Source organism: Mycobacterium parascrofulaceum ATCC BAA-614, assembly GCF_000164135.1.
Classification (GTDB): domain Bacteria; phylum Actinomycetota; class Actinomycetes; order Mycobacteriales; family Mycobacteriaceae; genus Mycobacterium; species Mycobacterium parascrofulaceum.
The window spans coordinates 133,520-150,682 of sequence record NZ_GG770555.1; the positions used below are offsets into that span (position 1 = coordinate 133,520).

The following is a 17,163-nucleotide window of genomic DNA, read 5'->3' on the forward strand; positions in this document are numbered from 1 at the left end:
CGCGGCGAAGCCCGCGACCAGCAGGCAGGCCGCCAGCACCGCGGCGGCCGGCGGCGAGATGGCCGCGACCACCGCGGTCGCCGCCAGCCCCAGCACGGCCGCCACGCCGATCGGCACCACGGCGCGCACCAGCACGTTGGCCAGTTCGTCGACGTCGGATCCCACCCGGCCGACGAGCTCACCACTGTGCAGGCGCACGGCGGTCTCCGCCGGCCCCTGGGCCAGCCGCCGGTAGATCCCCGCGCGGGCGGTGCCGGCCGCGCGGAGCGCGGCGTCATGGGTGACCAGTCGCTCGCAGTAGTGCAGCACTCCGCGCGAGATCGCGAACGCGCGCACCGCGACGGCCGCGACCGACAGGTCGAGCACCGGCGGCATTTGCCAGGCCCGGGTGATCAGCCAGGCCGAGACGCCGGCCAGCGCGAGCGCGCTGCCCAGCGACAGCACGCCCAGCGCGATGGCCGCCGCGATGCGGGGGAGCCGTGGACGCAGGAGCAGCGGCACGGCGGCCAGGAGGGGATCAGACCGGCGCATAACGCGCTCCAGCGTCGGCGGCCACCTCGACCACCCGGTCACCGATGGCCAGAACCGGCGCGCGGTGCCCGACGACGACCACGGTCGCGCCCGCCCGGGCGCGCTCGGCGATCGCGCGCAACACGCGCTCCTCGGCGCGGGCGTCCAGGTGCGCGGTGGGCTCGTCGAGCAACAGCACCGGCGCGGACGATCCGAGCGCCCGGGCGAGGCCCAGCCGCTGCCGCTGGCCCAGCGACAGGCCGACGCCGCCGCGGCCGAGCACGGTGTCCAGCCCGTCGGGCAGGTCGGCCAGCACCGTATCGAAATCGGATGCCGCGCAGGCGGTCTGCAGATCGTCCGGGGCGCCGAACAGCGCCAGGTTGTCCCGGACCGTCCCCGGGACGAGCACCGGGCGCTGCGGAAGCCAGGACAGCTGCCGCCACCAGGCGGCCGGTTCGAGGTCGGCGACGTCGACGCCGGCCACGGTGACCCGGCCCGACGACGGCACGGTGAGGCCGGTGATCGCCTGCAGGGCCGTGCTCTTGCCGGCACCGTTGCGCCCGGTCAGCACCGTCACCGAGCCCGGCTCGACGAGCGCGTTGAGGTCGCACGGCGCGTGGCCGTCGCGGCCGGCGACGCCGAGGCCCTCGAGGCGGATCCGCGCCCCGCGGGCGGTGACCGTGCGGCCGTGGGTCTTCGGCCGGCCGGATCCCCCGATGAGGGCGAAGGCTTGGTCGGCGGCGGTCCTTCCGTCCTGCGCGGCATGGAATTCCACACCGATCCGGCGCAGCGGCCAGTAGACGTCGGGTGCCAGCAACAGCACCGTGAGGCCGGTCGCCAGCGTCATCTCGCCGAACACCAGGCGCAGACCGATCCCCACGGCGATCAGGGCCACGCCCAGCGTCGCGAGCAGTTCCAGCACCAGCGCCGACAGGAAGGCGATCCGCAGCGTCGCCATGGCCGAGCGCCGGTGCGCGTCGGCGAGTTCGGCGATGCGGCGCTCCGGGCCCTGGCCGCGGCCCAGCGCCCGCAGCGTGGGGATGCCGGCGATCAGGTCGAGCAACCGCCCCTGCAGAGTCGTCATGGCGGCCAGCGCCGCCGCCGACCGGTCGGCGGTCGCCAGGCCGATCAACACCATGAAAACGGGTATGAGCGGCAGGGTGATGGCCACGATCGCCGCCGACTTCAGGTCGTATACCGCGATGACGGCGACGGTCGCCGGCGTGAGGATGGCGGCCAGCAGCAGCGCAGGCAGGTACCCGGTGAAGTAGGGGCGCAGGCCGTCCAGGCCCCGGGTGACCACCAACGCGGCCGCATCCCGTTGGGTGGCGAGTTCACCTGGCTGGCGCGCCGTCACCGACGTCAGCACCTGCCCGGACAGGTCGGCGATGACCGCGCTGGCGCCCCGTTGACCCAACCGCGCCTGCAGCCAGTGCGCCAGCGTCCGAATCGTCCACAGTGTCAACAGGATCGCCAGTGGCACACGCCAGGCGGCCAGGCCGTGCGGGGGGTGATCGCCGACGGCGCGGGCGACCACCCCGGCCAGCACGATCGCCGAGCCGATCGCGCAGCCGGAAATCACCACCCCGCACAGGACCGTCGAGACCAGGTAGCGGCGCAGGGCCGGCGATGCCCGCCACAGTCGCGGGTCCAGGGGGCCCCGCGCTCGTGAGTCGGGCGGCGAGTCGGTTGCGCTCAGGACGCGCGCCTCGCCAGGCCGATGGGCGCCGGTATCCGCTCCGCCGAGATGCGTTTGCGGAACACCCAATAGGTCCAGGCTTGGTAGACGACCGTCAGGGGAGCCATGATCACCGTCACCCACGTCATGACCTTGAGGGTGTAGTGCGTCGACGAGGCGTTGTAGATCGTCAGGCTCCACTGCTTGTTGAGCGTCGAGGGCACCAGGTTCGGGTAGAGCGAGCCGAACAACAGGATCACCACGGCGGCAACGACAATCGCCGTGCAGGCGAACGCCCAGCCGTCCGAGGCGCGCCGCCACACCAGCAGCACGGCCGCCAGTTGCGCCACCACCGCGACGGCCAGCACCAGCCACGTCCAGTTCTTTCCGTGCGCCAGCTGGGTCCACAGCCCGAAACCCGCGACGAGAGCGGTCACCGGCAGCGACAGCCACACGGCGAATCGGTAGGCGTCGTCGCGGATGGCGCCGGATGTCTTGAGCGCGATGAACACCGCGCCGTACAACAGGAACAGGCCGGCGGTGGCCAGGCCGCCCAGCAGCGTGTAGGCGTTGAGCACGTCGGTGATGCTCAGGTGCACCTGTCCGGCGGCGTCCACGGGCAATCCGCGGACCAGGATGGCGAAAGCCACGCCCCACAACACCGCCGGCAGCCAGGACCCGGCCGCGATGCCGAAGTCGGCCCAGCCGCGCCACTTGGTGTCGTCGATCTTGCCGCGCCATTCGATCGCCACGGCCCGCAGGATCATGCCGAACAGGATGGCCAGCAGCGGCAGATACAGCGTCGAGAACACCGTGGCGTACCAGCCGGGGAAGGCCGCGAACATCGCTGCGCCCCCGACGATCAGCCAGACCTCGTTGCCGTCCCAGACCGGTCCGATGGTGTTCAGTGCGGTGCGGCGCAGCGGTTCGGGCTCGCCGATGCCGACCCGGGCGAGCGGTTCCATCAACATGCCGACGCCGAAGTCGAAGCCCTCCAAAATGAAGAAGCCAAGAAACAGCAGTCCGATGACGCCGAACCAGAACTCTTGAAGTCCCATCGGTCAGCTCCTTTCCGGGTGGAGCCTAATAGGCGAACGACAGCGGTGCTACCTCGTCGTCGCTGGGTGTCTGGGGCGGCGCCGGTTCGGCGTCGTGCTCCAGCGGCCCTTCGGTGATGTAGCGCTTGAGCAGGAAGAACCAGATCACCGCCAGCACCGCGTAGACCAGGGTGAAGGTCACCAGCGACGTGACGACGATCCCGGAAGCGTGGTTGGAGACGGCTTCGCGAACCGTGAACCGAACCTGTTGATCCCCAGTGGGGTTCGGTGCGACGATCCACGGCTGCCGTCCCATCTCGGTGAACACCCAGCCGGAGATGTTGGCCAGGAACGGCGTGGGGATGGTCAGCAACGCGAACCAGGAGAACCAGCGCTGGTTGGGAATCCGGCCGCCGCGGGTGAGCCACAACGCCGCCACCGCGAACAGCAGCGGGATGGCCAGGAAGCCGATCATCGCCCGGAAAGACCAGTAGGTGACGAACATGTTGGGCCGGTAGTCGTTTGGGCCGAAGCGCTGCTCGTAGTCGTGCTGGATGTCGCGCACGCCCTGCAGGGTGACGTCACTGATCCGGCCCTCTGCGAGGAACGGCAGCACATAGGGCACCTGGATGACGCCCTTGACCCCGTCACAGTTGTTGTGCCGGCCCACCGTCAGGACGGAGAAGTCCGGGTCGGTTTGGGTGTCGCACAACGTTTCGGCGGACGCCATCTTCATCGGTTGCTGAACGAACATCAGCTTGCCCTGGCGGTCGCCGGTGAAGAACAGGCCAACCGCGGCCAGCAGGACCACCCAGCACCCCAGGATGGCGGCGGGGCGAAACATGGTGCGGGCGTCCGACTCCGCGGCGGGGGTGGCCGACGCGGCATTGCGCGACCGGACCAAAAACCACGCGCTGATCGCCGCGACGAATGTCCCGGCGGTCACCAGCGAGCCCGTCACGACATGTGAAAACGCCGCTCGCGCGGTGTTATTGCTCAGCAACGCACCGATGCTGTCCAACTCGGCGCGATGCGTCACCGGGTTGTAGTGGGCCCCGACCGGGTGCTGCATGAACGAGTTCGCCACGATGATGAAAAACGCCGATGCGTTCACGCCGAAGGCGACGATCCAGATGCACGCCAGGTGGATCAGTTTCGGCAGCCGGCTCCAGCCGAAGATCCAGAGGCCGATGAACGTGGACTCGAAGAAGAACGCGAACAACCCCTCCATGGCCAGCGGCGCGCCGAAGATGTCGCCGACGAACCGCGAGTACTCCGACCAGTTCATCCCGAACTGGAATTCCTGGACGATGCCGGTCGCCACGCCGATGGCGAAGTTGATCAGGAACAACTTGCCGAAGAACTTGGTGAGGCGGTACCACGCCGTGTTGCCGGTGGCCACCCACACCGTCTGCATGACGGCGAGCAGGGGAGCCAGGCCGATCGTGAGCGGCACGAAGATGAAGTGGTAGACGGTCGTAATACCGAACTGCCACCGCGAAATATCGACGACATTCATCCGTCATCTCCCAAATGCTCGGGGGCCATGCCCACGGCTACTACGCAGTGTAGTAGCAGCGTGGGCCTCGACGCTACTGGGGCTCAACCGGTGAGCGTCTGGGACGCCTTGCGGATGCCGAAGGACGAGACGATCTCGAAGATGCCGAGGACCACGAACCAGACCCCGACGACGAGCGCGAGCGTGACGATCGATTCGAGCGGCGACGCCAGGACGACGATGCCCGCGAGCAGGCTGATCACGCCGATGAAGATCGCCCATCCCCGCCCGGGCAGCTGCGGATCCTGGATGGCCGAGACCGTCGTGCCGACGCCGCGGAAGATGAACCCGATGCCAATCCAGATGGCCAGCAACAGGATTGCGTAACCCTGACCGAAATGACGAAACGCCAACAACGCCAGGATGAGTGACGCCGCGCCGCTGATGAACAGCAGGATCCGGCTTCCCGCAGAGACGTGCAGGCTGAAAGCGAAGAACACCTGTGCGGCGCCGGTGATCAGCAGATAGATGCCGAACGCGGTTGCGGCGACCACGATCGATATCCCGGGCCACGCCAGCACCAACACGCCGAGGGCGAGCGACAGCAGTCCCGAGAGCAGGGTCGATTTCCATAGATGCGGCAACAAACTTGGAGCGGGGGAAGGTCCAGGTGTGGTTTGCATGGGCGCAGTCTGACACAAACGCCGCCCCTGGTATAGGGCACTTTGGCTACACGTGGGCGGTGCGGGAATCCTTGGCCAGCAGATCGGTGGGTTCCTCGGTAGCCTTGCGCCCGATCAGATACCAGGTGCGCATGAGGCCCTTGCCTTTGACGTCGATGTGGCCGCGCTCCTGGAGCACGAAGTCGTCCTTGAGACGCTCGTACATGGCCTCGGGCACCTGAATTCGGCCCACCGAGTCGGTCGATTCCATCCGGGACGCGACGTTGACCGCGTCGCCCCACACGTCGTAGAAGAAGCGGCGGGCGCCCACGACGCCGGCGACCACCGGTCCGCACGCCATGCCCATTCGCAGCGGAACCGCGTTGCCGTGCGGATCCTGCAGTCCGGCCGCAACATTGGCCATGTCGAGCGCGAAGTCCGCCAGCGCCTGCGCGTGGTCGGGCCGGGGGCGCGGAACCCCGCTGACCACCATGTAGGAGTCGCCGCTGACTTTGATCTTCTCGAGTCCGTGCTTGTCCACCAGCGCGTCGAAGGCGCTGTACAACCGGTCGAGGAAGCGCACCAGGTCGGCCGGCGCGGTGCTGCTGGCCCGCTCGGTGAAGCCGACGATGTCGGCGAACAGGACGGAGGCGACGTCGTACTTGTCGGCGATCACGCTGCGGTCCGGTTCCTTGAGCCGCTCGGCGATGCTGGCGGGCAACATGTTGGCCAACAGCGCCTCCGAGCGCTCGTACTGCGCCTCCATCACGGCTTCGGCGCGCGCGGTGTCGCGCAGGGCGAACCACACCGTCACCACCACCATCACCACGCTGGAGACCGCCGTCACGACGAAGCCGGTCGACTGGGCCCAGGCCGGCTGCAACCCGGTGTCGCGGGGGATCAGGAACTCGACCGCGATGATGAGGCCGGCGGCGATGGCGGCCAGCGCGGACGCCAAAACGATGTGTTCGATGCCCAACAGCAGCACGACGATGCAGGCGCCCACCAGGAAGAAGAACTCGGCGCCCGAGCCGGTGCCGACGTCCAGGCAGCTGGCGAAGACGGACACGTAGGCCGCGCCCATGAAGGTAAGCGGTGCAACCAGTTCGCCGAACCGCTGCAGCCACGGGACCGCCGCGAAGATCATGGCGCCGAGGACGTTGATCGAGCTGACCTGCCACAGCCACGTTCCGCCCAGGATCTGCACGAGCACGAAGCTCACGCTGACCATCACGGCAAGCCACGCGGTGATGGTCAGGACTCGGGCGCGGCGCGCGGCGCTGGCGGCGTAGTGCTGATTGCGGTCGCGCGTCTGCGCCCGAACCGCGGCCACGCAGTCCGGGCGTTTCGACGAGCCGTCTGACACGGGTGGGGCGCCGCACTTCCTAGCCGCCACGCCGCCAGCCTAACCGCTGAGCAGCGGACTCGCCGAAGCTCTTTGAATTTTGCGTTTTCGCTTCCCATAAGTTTCCGAGTCTGATAACAGTTCTTGTTATCGGGTTGTGATCGGGTTTGCGAATGGTTCCTACGGGCTATTCACAGCCCCGTTCGACAGGACTGTTGGACACGTGTTCGCCTCGACTAAGGGGTGCCTGATGGCGGCTCTCAAGAGATTCGTTCTCGCGTCAATGCTTTTCCTCGCCGCCATGCTCATGGACGGCTGCGGGGCCGCCTGTGGCGAGCCGGGTTGGCTACTGCGGGTCGCCGGCGACACCATCGGAAACGATGCCACGGGGCTGAATGTCTCTGCCTCCGACCAGATTTGCATCACCCGGTCCTTCGGCGACTGAACCGGCAGCGCCGTTCTCTCGGCGCCTGTCGGACGTTGCGGGGCGTCGGGAATGGGCCATCGGGCCGTCACCCACCGGCGTTAGTCGATTTGCCCCACGCGTGACCGATGGCGACAAAACCCGAATGAATTCATTGCATATTCGGTTGAACTCTTGCTAAATGCAACCCACCGGTAATAAAGCGCAAAGTTTATTAAATCGCGAGTTGTCATACCTTTGGCATGTATTTTCGGAAATCTACCAACATCGAGTTCGATGCATGACGTGTCGGGTGGCCTCGGAGGAGGCCGGTCGGCTGCAACCGGATCAACGGTCGGGTGGTGCCCTCGGTGGGATTCGAACCCACACTGGACGGGTTTTGAGTCCGTTTCCTCTGCCAGTTGGGATACGAGGGCTTGCCGGCCTCTTAACGGTAGAGGCAGCCTCCCACCATAGAGGATTCGCTGTAGTCGCCCATCTCACCGCCCCGAGGTCGCTGGTCTCGGACGTTCACGAGACAATGTGCGTCATGACAGGCCCCACGACCGACACCGACGCCGCTGTGCCGCGCCGGGTCCTGATCGCGGAAGACGAAGCGCTCATCCGACTGGACCTCGCCGAGATGCTGCGAGAGGAGGGTTACGAGATCGTCGGTGAGGCCGGCGACGGACAGGAAGCCGTCGAGTTGGCCGAACAGCATCGGCCGGACCTGGTGATCATGGACGTGAAGATGCCGCGCCGCGACGGGATCGACGCGGCCTCCGAGATCGCCGCCAAGCGCATCGCCCCGATCGTGGTGCTCACGGCGTTCAGCCAGCGCGACCTGGTCGAGCGCGCCCGCGACGCCGGGGCCATGGCCTACCTGGTGAAGCCCTTCACGATCAGCGACCTGATCCCGGCGATCGAGTTGGCGGTCAGCCGCTTCAGCGAGATCAGCGAGCTGGAACGCGAAGTAGCGACGCTCTCGGAGCGGCTGGAGACCCGCAAGCTCGTCGAGCGCGCCAAGGGCCTGCTGCAGACCAAGCAGGGCATGACCGAGCCCGAGGCGTTCAAGTGGATTCAGCGCGCCGCGATGGACCGGCGGACCACGATGAAGCGGGTCGCCGAAGTCGTCCTGGAGACGCTCGGCGCCGAGGAGGAGTAGCCGCTCGCCCGTCGAGGCTGCGCTCAGGGCGTTGAGTGTGCACCCAGGGCGGCGACACGCCGGATGAGGCCGCCGTGGCCGCACACTCGATGAACGAGAGCGACTACCGCGCCACGATCACCGACGAGCCGTGCCCGAACAGGCCCTGGTTGGCGGTGACGCCCACGGTGGCGTTCTCCACCTGCCGGCCGGTCGCCTGGCCGCGCAGTTGCCAGGTCAGCTCGCAGACCTGCGCGATGGCCTGGGCGGGGATGGCCTCGCCGAAGCAGGCCAGCCCGCCCGACGGGTTGACCGGCACCCTGCCGCCGATGGTGGTGGCGCCGCTGCGGAGCAGCGCCTCGGCCTCGCCCTTGGGGCACAGCCCGAGGTGCTCGTACCAGTCGAGCTCCAGCGCGGTGGACAGGTCGTACACCTCGGCCAGGCTGACGTCCTCGGGCCCGATGCCCGCCTCGGCGTAGGCCGCGTCCAGGATCTGATCCTTGAACACCCGGTCCGGCGCGGGCACCGCGGCGGTGGAATCCGTTGCGATGTCCGGCAATTCGGGCAGGTGCTGCGGGTAGCGGGGGGTCACCGTGCTGACCGCGCGCACCGACGGCACGCCGTCGAGCGAGCCGAGGTGCTTGCGGGCGAACTCGGCGCTGGCCACGATCAGGGCCGCCGCGCCGTCGGAGGTGGCGCAGATGTCGAGCTGCCGCAGCGGGTCGGCCACCACCGGGCTGGCGAACACGTCGTCGGCCGACGCCTCCTTGCGGTAGCGGGCGTTCGGGTTCTGCAGGCCGTGCCGCGAGTTTTTCACCTTCACCTCGGCGAAGTCCTCGGGCGTCGCGCCGTAGAGGTCCATCCGGCGGCGCGCCAGCAGCGCGAAGTACACCGGGTTCATCGCCCCGATCAGGTGGAACCGCTGCCAGTCCGGGTCGTTCTTGCGTTCCCCGCCGACCGGGGCGAACGCCCCCTTCGGCGTGGTGTCCGCGCCGATCACCAGCGCGACGTCGCAGAAGCCGGCCAGGATCTGCGCCCGGGCGCTCTGCAGCGCCTGCGAACCGCTGGCGCACGCGGCATAGCTGGAGCTGACCGGCACGCCGTTCCAGCCCAGCTTCTGGGCGAACGTCGACCCGGCGATGAAGCCCGGATACCCGTTGCGGATGGTGTCCGCGCCGGCGACCAGCTGGATCTGCGTCCAGTCCAGGCCGGCCTCGGCCAGCGCGGCGCGCGCGGCGATCACGCCGTACTCGGTGAAGTCGCGGCCCCACTTGCCCCACGGGTGCATCCCGGCGCCGAGGATGTAGAGCGGTTCAGGCATCAGCGGCCACCTTCCACGCGTGCACGATCCGCTCGACGCCGTCGTCGTCGGTATAGAGCGGCATCGTGGTCAGCTCCATCTCCATGCCGACCTTCAGATCGTCGGCCAGCGTGCCCTCGACGACCTTGCCCAGCACGATCAACCCCTCGCCGGCCAGCTCGACCGCGGCGATCGCGAACGGCTCGAAGGGATCCGGCGCGGGGTAGGGCGGGGGCGGCGGATACCGGTTTTCGGTGTAGCTCCACAGCGTTCCCCGGGTCGACAGCGCGACCGGCTCCAGCGCGTCGCTGGCGCAGCCCGGGTTGGGGCAGTTGTTCTCGCGCGGCGGGAAGACGTAGGTGCCGCACGCGGGGCATTTGCCGCCGATCAGATGGGGCTTGCCGGCGTCATCGGTGGCGAACCATCCGTCGATCGCCGGTTGTTGGCTGGTGACCTCTGGCACTCGGCCAGAGTACCCAGCCCCGACGCAGAACTGAAACGTGTTGCAGTTCCGCGGCAGCGCCTGGCTCGTCGGTCGGGGTGCCTAGAGTGATAGCCGTGCCCGCTCCGCCCGCTCAGACGACCGAGGAACAAACCAAGCCGACGCTGATGTTGCTCGATGGCAATTCGCTGGCATTCCGGGCCTTCTACGCGCTGCCCGCCGAGAACTTCAAGACCCGCGGCGGCCTGACCACCAACGCGGTGTACGGCTTCACCGCGATGCTGATCAACCTGTTGCGCGACGAGACGCCGACGCACGTCGCCGCCGCGTTCGACGTGTCCCGGCAGACCTTCCGCTCCGAGCGCTACCCGGAGTACAAGGCGAACCGCTCCTCGACGCCCGACGAGTTCCACGGCCAGATCGACATCACCAAGGAAGTGCTCAACGCGCTGGGCATCACGGTGCTCGCCGAGCCGGGCTTCGAGGCCGACGACCTGATCGCGACGCTGGCCACCCAGGCCGAACACGAGGGCTTCCGCGTGCTGGTGGTCACCGGGGACCGGGACTCGCTGCAGTTGGTCAGCGACGACGTGACCGTCCTCTACCCGCGCAAGGGCGTCAGCGAGCTCACCCGGTTCACCCCCGAGGCCGTCGTCGAAAAGTACGGACTGACCCCCACGCAGTACCCCGACTTCGCCGCCCTGCGCGGCGATCCCAGCGACAACCTGCCCGGCATTCCCGGCGTCGGGGAGAAGACCGCGTCCAAGTGGATCGCCGAATACGGCTCGCTGCAGGGGCTGGTCGACAACGTCGACTCGGTGCGCGGCAAGGTCGGCGACGCGCTGCGCGCCAACCTGGCCGGCGTGATCCGCAACCGCGAGCTCACCGATCTCGTCAAGGACGTGCCGCTGGCGCAGACCCCGGACACGCTGCGCATGCAGCCGTGGGATCGCGACCAGATCCATCGGCTCTTCGACGACCTGGAGTTCCGGGTCCTGCGCGACCGGCTGTTCGAGACCCTGGCCGCGGTGGAACCCGAGGTCGACGCCGGATTCGACGTGCGCGGCGGCGCGCTGCAGCCCGGCGAGCTGGCGGAGTGGCTGGCCGAGCACAGCGCGGGCAAGCGGTTCGGGCTGGCCGTCGTCGGCACCCACCTGGCCTACGACGCCGACGCCACCGCCCTGGCCATCGTGTCGGCCGACGGCGAGGGCCGCTACATCGACACCTCGGCGCTGCAACCCGACGACGAGGCGGCGCTGGCGTCCTGGCTGGCCGATCCGGGCCCGCCCAAGGCACTGCACGAGGCCAAGCTGGCGATGCACGACCTCGCCGGGCGGGGCTGGACGCTGGCCGGCGTCACCTCCGACACCGCGCTGGCCGCCTACCTGGTGCGCCCCGGGCAGCGCAGCTTCTCCCTCGAGGACCTGTCGTTGCGCTACCTGCGCCGGGAGCTTCGCGCGGAAACCGCTGAGCAGCAACAGCTTTCGTTGCTCGACGATAACGACGGGACCGACGACCAAGCGGTGCAGACGCTGATCCTGCGCGCCGTGGCGGTGCTGGATCTGGCCGACGCGCTCGACGAGGAGCTGGCCCGCATCAACTCCACGTCGCTGCTGGGCGGCATGGAGTTGCCGGTGCAGCGGGTGCTGGCCGGGATGGAACACACCGGCATCGCCGTCGATTTGGAGCTGCTCGGCGAGCTGCAGAGCGATTTCGCCCACCAGATCCGCGACGCGGCCGAAGCGGCCTACGCGGTGATCGGGAAGCAGATCAACCTGGGCTCGCCGAAGCAGCTGCAGACGGTGCTCTTCGACGAGCTGGAGATGCCGAAGACCAAGCGCACCAAGACCGGCTACACCACCGACGCCGACGCCCTGCAGTCGCTGTTCGACAAGACCGGCCACCCGTTCCTGCAGCACCTGCTCACCCACCGCGACGTCACCCGGCTCAAAGTGACCGTCGACGGCCTGCTGGCTTCGGTCGCCTCCGACGGGCGGATCCACACCACGTTCAACCAGACGATCGCGGCGACCGGCCGGCTGTCGTCGACCGAGCCGAACCTGCAGAACATCCCGATCCGCACCGAGGCCGGCCGGCGGATCCGCGACGCGTTCGTGGTCGGTGACGGCTACAGCGAGCTGATGACCGCCGACTACAGCCAGATCGAGATGCGGATCATGGCGCACCTGTCCCGCGACGAGGGGCTCATCGAGGCCTTCAACACGGGGGAGGACCTGCACTCGTTCGTCGCGTCGCGGGCGTTCGGGGTGCCGATCGGGGAGGTCACCGCCGAGCTGCGCCGCCGCGTCAAGGCGATGTCCTACGGGCTGGCCTACGGATTGAGCGCCTACGGCCTGTCGCAACAGCTGAAGATTTCCACCGAGGAGGCGAAGGAGCAGATGGACGCCTACTTCGCCCGCTTCGGCGGGGTGCGCGACTACCTGATGAACATCGTGGACCAGGCCCGCAAGGACGGCTACACCTCGACGGTGCTGGGCCGCCGCCGCTACCTGCCCGAGTTGGACAGCAGTAACCGCCAGGTGCGGGAGGCCGCCGAGCGCGCGGCGCTCAACGCGCCCATCCAGGGCAGCGCGGCCGACATCATCAAGGTGGCGATGATCGAGGTCGACAAGGCGATCAAGGAGGCCGGGCTCAAATCCCGCATGCTGCTGCAGGTGCACGACGAACTCCTGTTCGAGGTGGCGCCCGGCGAGCGGGAGCGGCTCGAGGCGCTGGCGCGCGAGAAGATGGGCGGCGCCTACCCGCTCGACGTTCCGCTGGAGGTGTCCGTCGGGTATGGCCGCAGCTGGGATTCGGCCGCCCACTGAGTCGCCCGGCGCGGCCCCGCGCCGGCGAGGTTGGCAACGGGGCCGCCGGGTCAATGCCTGGATCGCCGTTGGCTCCCGGGACAAGGAGTGCCATGAACGCAGGCTGGATCATCCCGTTCGTCATCCTGGGCGGCGCGCTGCAGACCTGCGGGGCGTCCTGTCGAAGCCGCTGCCGACCGCCAAGGACGTCGCGTCGATGCCGTGGTGGGCGGTCATCGGCGGGCTGGTCGGGGCAGTCCAGGTGTACGCGGGCCTCACACTGGTCAACCGCATCGGCGCCGGCACCTTCATGGGCCCCACGGTCACGGCCGCGTTGATCATGTCGCTGGTCGTCGACCATTTCGGCTGGCTGCGGGTCGATCCACACCCGATCAGCCCGCTGCGGGCGCTCGGCGGCGTCCTGATGGTCGGTGGCGTCGTGCTGATCGCCGCGTTCTGACCACCCGCGGCATTTCACGCAGGGGCACGCCCGCGAAGGTGACCGGCCGGTGAACAATTGGCCCGAAATCGGCGCCCGCGGCACTTTCACCGTGGACAAACAACCGGACGGCGCAGGTGGCGAGCCGCCCGGGTTTGGCCAGCGTGTACGCAGTCGAGTAGCCTCAATGGGTAAATCCCAATTTTGTCCCTACGACCCAACCTGTCCGGAGCAACCCACCACATGCCGAGTCCCACCGTCACCTCGCCCCAAGTAGCCGTCAACGACATTGGCTCCAGCGAGGATTTTCTTGCCGCAATAGACAAAACGATCAAGTACTTCAACGATGGCGACATCGTCGAGGGGACGATCGTCAAAGTGGACCGGGACGAGGTGCTCCTCGACATCGGCTACAAGACCGAGGGCGTCATCCCCGCCCGCGAGCTGTCCATCAAGCACGATGTCGACCCCAACGAGGTCGTTTCCGTGGGCGATGAGGTCGAGGCTCTCGTTCTCACCAAGGAGGACAAAGAGGGCCGGCTGATCCTGTCCAAGAAGCGCGCGCAGTACGAGCGCGCCTGGGGCACCATCGAGGCCCTCAAGGAGAAGGACGAGGCCGTCAAGGGCACCGTCATCGAGGTGGTCAAGGGGGGCCTGATCCTCGACATCGGCCTGCGCGGCTTCCTGCCCGCGTCGCTGGTCGAGATGCGCCGGGTCCGCGACCTGCAGCCGTACATCGGCAAGGAGATCGAGGCCAAGATCATCGAGCTGGACAAGAACCGCAACAACGTGGTGCTGTCGCGGCGCGCCTGGCTGGAGCAGACCCAGTCGGAGGTGCGCAGCGAGTTCCTCAACCAGCTGCAGAAGGGCGCCATCCGCAAGGGTGTCGTCTCGTCGATCGTCAACTTCGGCGCGTTCGTCGACCTCGGCGGTGTGGACGGCCTGGTGCACGTCTCCGAGCTGTCCTGGAAGCACATCGACCACCCGTCCGAGGTCGTCCAGGTGGGCGACGAGGTCACCGTCGAGGTGCTCGACGTCGACATGGACCGCGAACGGGTTTCGTTGTCGCTCAAGGCAACCCAGGAAGACCCGTGGCGGCACTTCGCCCGCACGCACGCCATCGGCCAGATCGTGCCCGGCAAGGTCACCAAGCTGGTGCCCTTCGGCGCGTTCGTCCGCGTCGAGGAGGGCATCGAGGGCCTGGTGCACATCTCCGAGCTGGCCGAGCGCCACGTCGAGGTCCCCGACCAGGTGGTCGCCGTCGGCGACGACGCGATGGTCAAGGTCATCGACATCGACCTGGAGCGCCGCCGGATCTCGTTGTCGCTCAAGCAGGCCAACGAGGACTACACCGAGGAGTTCGACCCGGCGAAGTACGGCATGGCCGACAGCTACGACGAGCAGGGCAACTACATCTTCCCCGAGGGCTTCGACGCCGAGACCAACGAATGGCTCGAGGGGTTCGAGACCCAGCGCGCCGAGTGGGAGGCCCGCTACGCCGAGGCCGAGCGCCGGCACAAGATGCACACGGCGCAGATGGAGAAGTTCGCCGCGGCCGAAGCGGCCGGACACGCCGAGCAGTCGTCCGGTAACGGCGGTGCGCGCGAGGAGAAGTCGGCCGGCGGGTCGCTCGCCAGCGACGCCCAGCTGGCCGCGCTGCGGGAGAAGCTCGCCGGCAACGCATAACGGTCCCGCATGCTGCGTATCGGGTTGACCGGTGGCATCGGCGCCGGCAAGTCGGCGCTGTCGGCCACCTTCGCGAAATGCGGTGCGGTCATCGTCGACGGCGACGTCATCGCGCGCGAGGTGGTCCGGCCGGGCACCGAGGGGCTGGCGGCCCTGGTCGAAGCTTTCGGTGACGGCATCCTGCTGCCCGACGGTTCGCTGGATCGTCCGGCCCTGGCCGCCAAGGCTTTCCGCGATGACGAGGCGCGGCAACGGTTGAACGGCATCGTGCATCCGCTGGTCGGCAAGCGCCGCGCCGAGATCATCGCCTCGGTGCCCGGGGATTCGGTTGTCGTCGAAGACATTCCGCTGCTGGTGGAATCGGGGATGGCGCCGCTGTTCCCGCTCGTCGTCGTGGTGCACGCGGACGTCGAGGTGCGGGTACGACGGCTGGTCGACCAGCGCGGCATGCCCGAGGAGGACGCCCGCGCCCGGATCGCCGCGCAGGCCACCGAGGAGCAGCGCCGCGCCGTCGCCGACGTGTGGGTGGACAACTCGGGCAGCCCCGAGGAGCTGGTGAAACGGGCCCACGACCTGTGGGACAACCGGATCCTGCCGTTCGCGCACAACCTGAGTGCGCGCGAAGTCGCGCGGGCCGCAACGCGGGTGGTGCCGGCCGACCCGACATGGCCGGACCAGGCGCGGCGGATCGTCAACCGGTTGCAGACCACCTGCGGTCACCGGGCGATCCGCGTCGATCACATCGGTTCGACCGCCGTGTCCGGCCTCGAGGCCAAGGACGTCATCGACATGCAGATCACCGTCGAATCCCTGGCCGTCGGCGACGAACTCGTCGAACCGTTGTTATCGGCGGGCTATCCGCGCCTGGAACACATCACCCAGGACGCCGCCAAGAACGATGCCCGCAGCACCGTGCCGGGATTCGACCACAGCGACGATGCCGGGTTGTGGCACAAGCGGATTCACGCATCGGCCGATCCGGGACGGCCGACCAACGTACACATCCGCGTCGCGGGCTGGCCCAATCAGCAATTCGCTTTACTCTTCGTCGACTGGCTTAATGCCGATGCCGATGTGCGCGAGCAGTATTCGCGAGTCAAACGAGATGCCGACGCAGGCGCCGACGGTGACATCGTGCGCTATATCACTGCCAAAGAACCGTGGTTTCGTAACGCCTACCGGCAAGCCTGGGAATGGGCCGACGCCACTGGCTGGAAGCCCTGAGCCACCATGCCGTTCGTCAACGACATCCTGGGCCCGCGGCGGCCCTTCGTGGACGAGGTGCCGAAGCTGGTCGCGGGCCGACGGCGGCGCACCAGCACCATCGACACCCATCCGGATGGGGCGGGCGGCTCCCTGGCCGACCTGCGGGCGCGCGACGTGGTGGGCGCCGAGGACGGGCGCTTCGAAGTACTCGGCGAGATCCGAATGGAGGCACACCTCACCGATCAGGTCGTCGACGACATCACTTCGCCCGCCGGTCTGGAAGCACTGCTGGGCTGTCGTGTCGGCGCCGGATTCCGGGCGAAGGTTGGCCGACTGTTCCCTGAGGAAGCGGAGCGGGCCAGCCTGCTGCATCTGCTGCTCGACGACTGGGTCGGTGCGGCCCTGGTGTCCGGATACGCCACCCAATACGCGGCGATCATCGAGGGCGTCGAAGAGAAGATGCCGCTGGGCATCGCCGACCGGATGGCCGGGATCTGCGCCGGTTTCGCACCGGACGCTTCGCTGATCGCATACACCGGGCGGCACGATGTCATCCCGACGGGCCGCGGCCCGGCGGCTCCGCCGCTCAGCGCATTACACGAAGTGGAGCCGCTCCGAGCGCGCGGTATGCGTAGGTACCGACGGCTGGATCTGGCGGAAGTCGGCACCGGGTCGGCGCACTTCCAGGCCCACTTCCGCGACTCTCACATGGACGACGACTTGGTGGAGACGATCGTGCACGAGTACACGGTCGCCGGCACGATAGACACCTTGAGGCGGATGATCACCGGGGTGAACGCCGAAGTACGGGTGTTGCCGTGGCAGGAATGCCCCGGGGCGATCGGTAGTGCATCCCGCATCCGCGGTATGACTCTCGCCGAGTTACGCGACCGCGTCCGCGGCGAATTCGTCGGCACCAGCACCTGCACCCACCTCAACGACACGTTGCGCGCGATCGCCGATCTGGACGCCCTGTTAGACAGCCGGTGAGGCGAGGTGAGAGGAG

General features: G+C 68.2%; 14 protein-coding genes, 1 tRNA gene and 1 pseudogene. 7 read left to right on the forward strand and 9 right to left on the reverse strand.

The annotated features are described in order from the left end of the window. The 6 genes and pseudogenes from HMPREF0591_RS16260 to HMPREF0591_RS16285 form a co-directional block, all read right to left on the reverse strand. A pseudogene (locus tag HMPREF0591_RS16260) lies at nt 1-531 on the reverse strand (ABC transporter ATP-binding protein); the annotation flags it as partial. Then, a complete protein-coding gene (gene cydD / locus HMPREF0591_RS16265) occupies nt 518-2,131 on the reverse strand; it encodes a thiol reductant ABC exporter subunit CydD (protein ID WP_040623215.1) in 1,614 nt (537 codons plus the stop codon). The gene cydD and the pseudogene HMPREF0591_RS16260, both read right to left, overlap by 14 nt. 74 nt (nt 2,132-2,205) lie before the next feature. Next, nucleotides 2,206-3,246: a cytochrome d ubiquinol oxidase subunit II gene (cydB, locus tag HMPREF0591_RS16270; RefSeq protein ID WP_007169701.1), complete on the reverse strand. Its 1,041-nt coding sequence runs from the start codon at nt 3,244-3,246 to the stop codon at nt 2,206-2,208. Between the two features lie 25 nt (nt 3,247-3,271). After that, nucleotides 3,272-4,744, reverse strand: a complete 1,473-nt coding sequence (locus HMPREF0591_RS16275) for a cytochrome ubiquinol oxidase subunit I (RefSeq protein WP_007169702.1) — start codon at nt 4,742-4,744, stop codon at nt 3,272-3,274. A gap of 83 nt (nt 4,745-4,827) precedes the next feature. After that, nucleotides 4,828-5,424: an HdeD family acid-resistance protein gene (locus HMPREF0591_RS16280; RefSeq protein WP_085981649.1), complete on the reverse strand. Its 597-nt coding sequence runs from the start codon at nt 5,422-5,424 to the stop codon at nt 4,828-4,830. A gap of 28 nt (nt 5,425-5,452) precedes the next feature. After that, nucleotides 5,453-6,781, reverse strand: coding sequence for an adenylate/guanylate cyclase domain-containing protein (locus HMPREF0591_RS16285; protein ID WP_040622967.1), 1,329 nt, complete (start codon nt 6,779-6,781; stop codon nt 5,453-5,455). A gap of 199 nt (nt 6,782-6,980) precedes the next feature. Between HMPREF0591_RS16285 and HMPREF0591_RS16290 the strand changes: the two genes are divergently transcribed. Further along, nucleotides 6,981-7,175 carry a hypothetical protein gene (locus HMPREF0591_RS16290; RefSeq protein WP_139093871.1) on the forward strand — a complete coding sequence of 65 codons (195 nt, stop codon included), beginning with the start codon at nt 6,981-6,983 and terminating at the stop codon, nt 7,173-7,175. Between the two features lie 318 nt (nt 7,176-7,493). Here HMPREF0591_RS16290 and HMPREF0591_RS16295 read toward each other — a convergent pair. Next, nucleotides 7,494-7,570: transfer RNA gene (locus HMPREF0591_RS16295), tRNA-Leu, on the reverse strand. Between the two features lie 113 nt (nt 7,571-7,683). Between HMPREF0591_RS16295 and HMPREF0591_RS16300 the strand changes: the two genes are divergently transcribed. Beyond that, entirely contained in the window at nt 7,684-8,298 is a 615-nt protein-coding gene (locus tag HMPREF0591_RS16300; RefSeq protein ID WP_085981651.1) for an ANTAR domain-containing response regulator, read from the forward strand. Nucleotides 8,299-8,401: 103 nt separating this feature from the next. On the opposite strand, the gene HMPREF0591_RS16305 is transcribed toward HMPREF0591_RS16300, so the two are convergent. Both HMPREF0591_RS16305 and HMPREF0591_RS16310 read right to left on the reverse strand, forming a co-directional pair. After that, nucleotides 8,402-9,598 carry a lipid-transfer protein gene (locus tag HMPREF0591_RS16305; RefSeq protein WP_007169707.1) on the reverse strand — a complete coding sequence of 399 codons (1,197 nt, stop codon included), beginning with the start codon at nt 9,596-9,598 and terminating at the stop codon, nt 8,402-8,404. Then, a complete protein-coding gene (locus HMPREF0591_RS16310) occupies nt 9,591-10,040 on the reverse strand; it encodes a Zn-ribbon domain-containing OB-fold protein (protein WP_007169708.1) in 450 nt (149 codons plus the stop codon). The genes HMPREF0591_RS16305 and HMPREF0591_RS16310 overlap by 8 nt, the downstream gene beginning before the upstream one ends. 146 nt (nt 10,041-10,186) lie before the next feature. On the opposite strand from HMPREF0591_RS16310, the gene polA reads away from it, so the two are divergent. From polA to HMPREF0591_RS16335, 5 genes are all read left to right on the forward strand, one after another. Beyond that, nucleotides 10,187-12,847: a DNA polymerase I gene (gene polA / locus HMPREF0591_RS16315; RefSeq protein WP_167310158.1), complete on the forward strand. Its 2,661-nt coding sequence runs from the start codon at nt 10,187-10,189 to the stop codon at nt 12,845-12,847. Further along, nucleotides 12,816-13,286 carry a DMT family transporter gene (locus tag HMPREF0591_RS16320; protein ID WP_208857769.1) on the forward strand — a complete coding sequence of 157 codons (471 nt, stop codon included), beginning with the start codon at nt 12,816-12,818 and terminating at the stop codon, nt 13,284-13,286. The genes polA and HMPREF0591_RS16320 overlap by 32 nt, the downstream gene beginning before the upstream one ends. A 222-nt stretch (nt 13,287-13,508) precedes the next feature. After that, complete coding sequence (gene rpsA / locus HMPREF0591_RS16325; RefSeq protein ID WP_007169711.1) at nt 13,509-14,951, forward strand: 30S ribosomal protein S1; 1,443 nt, start codon at nt 13,509-13,511, stop codon at nt 14,949-14,951. Between the two features lie 9 nt (nt 14,952-14,960). Then, nucleotides 14,961-16,175 (forward strand): dephospho-CoA kinase, encoded by a 1,215-nt coding sequence (coaE, locus tag HMPREF0591_RS16330; RefSeq protein ID WP_007169712.1) that lies wholly within the window; start codon nt 14,961-14,963, stop codon nt 16,173-16,175. A gap of 6 nt (nt 16,176-16,181) precedes the next feature. Further along, nucleotides 16,182-17,147, forward strand: coding sequence for a DUF2889 domain-containing protein (locus HMPREF0591_RS16335; RefSeq protein WP_007169713.1), 966 nt, complete (start codon nt 16,182-16,184; stop codon nt 17,145-17,147). The last annotated feature ends 16 nt before the right edge of the window (nt 17,148-17,163 follow it).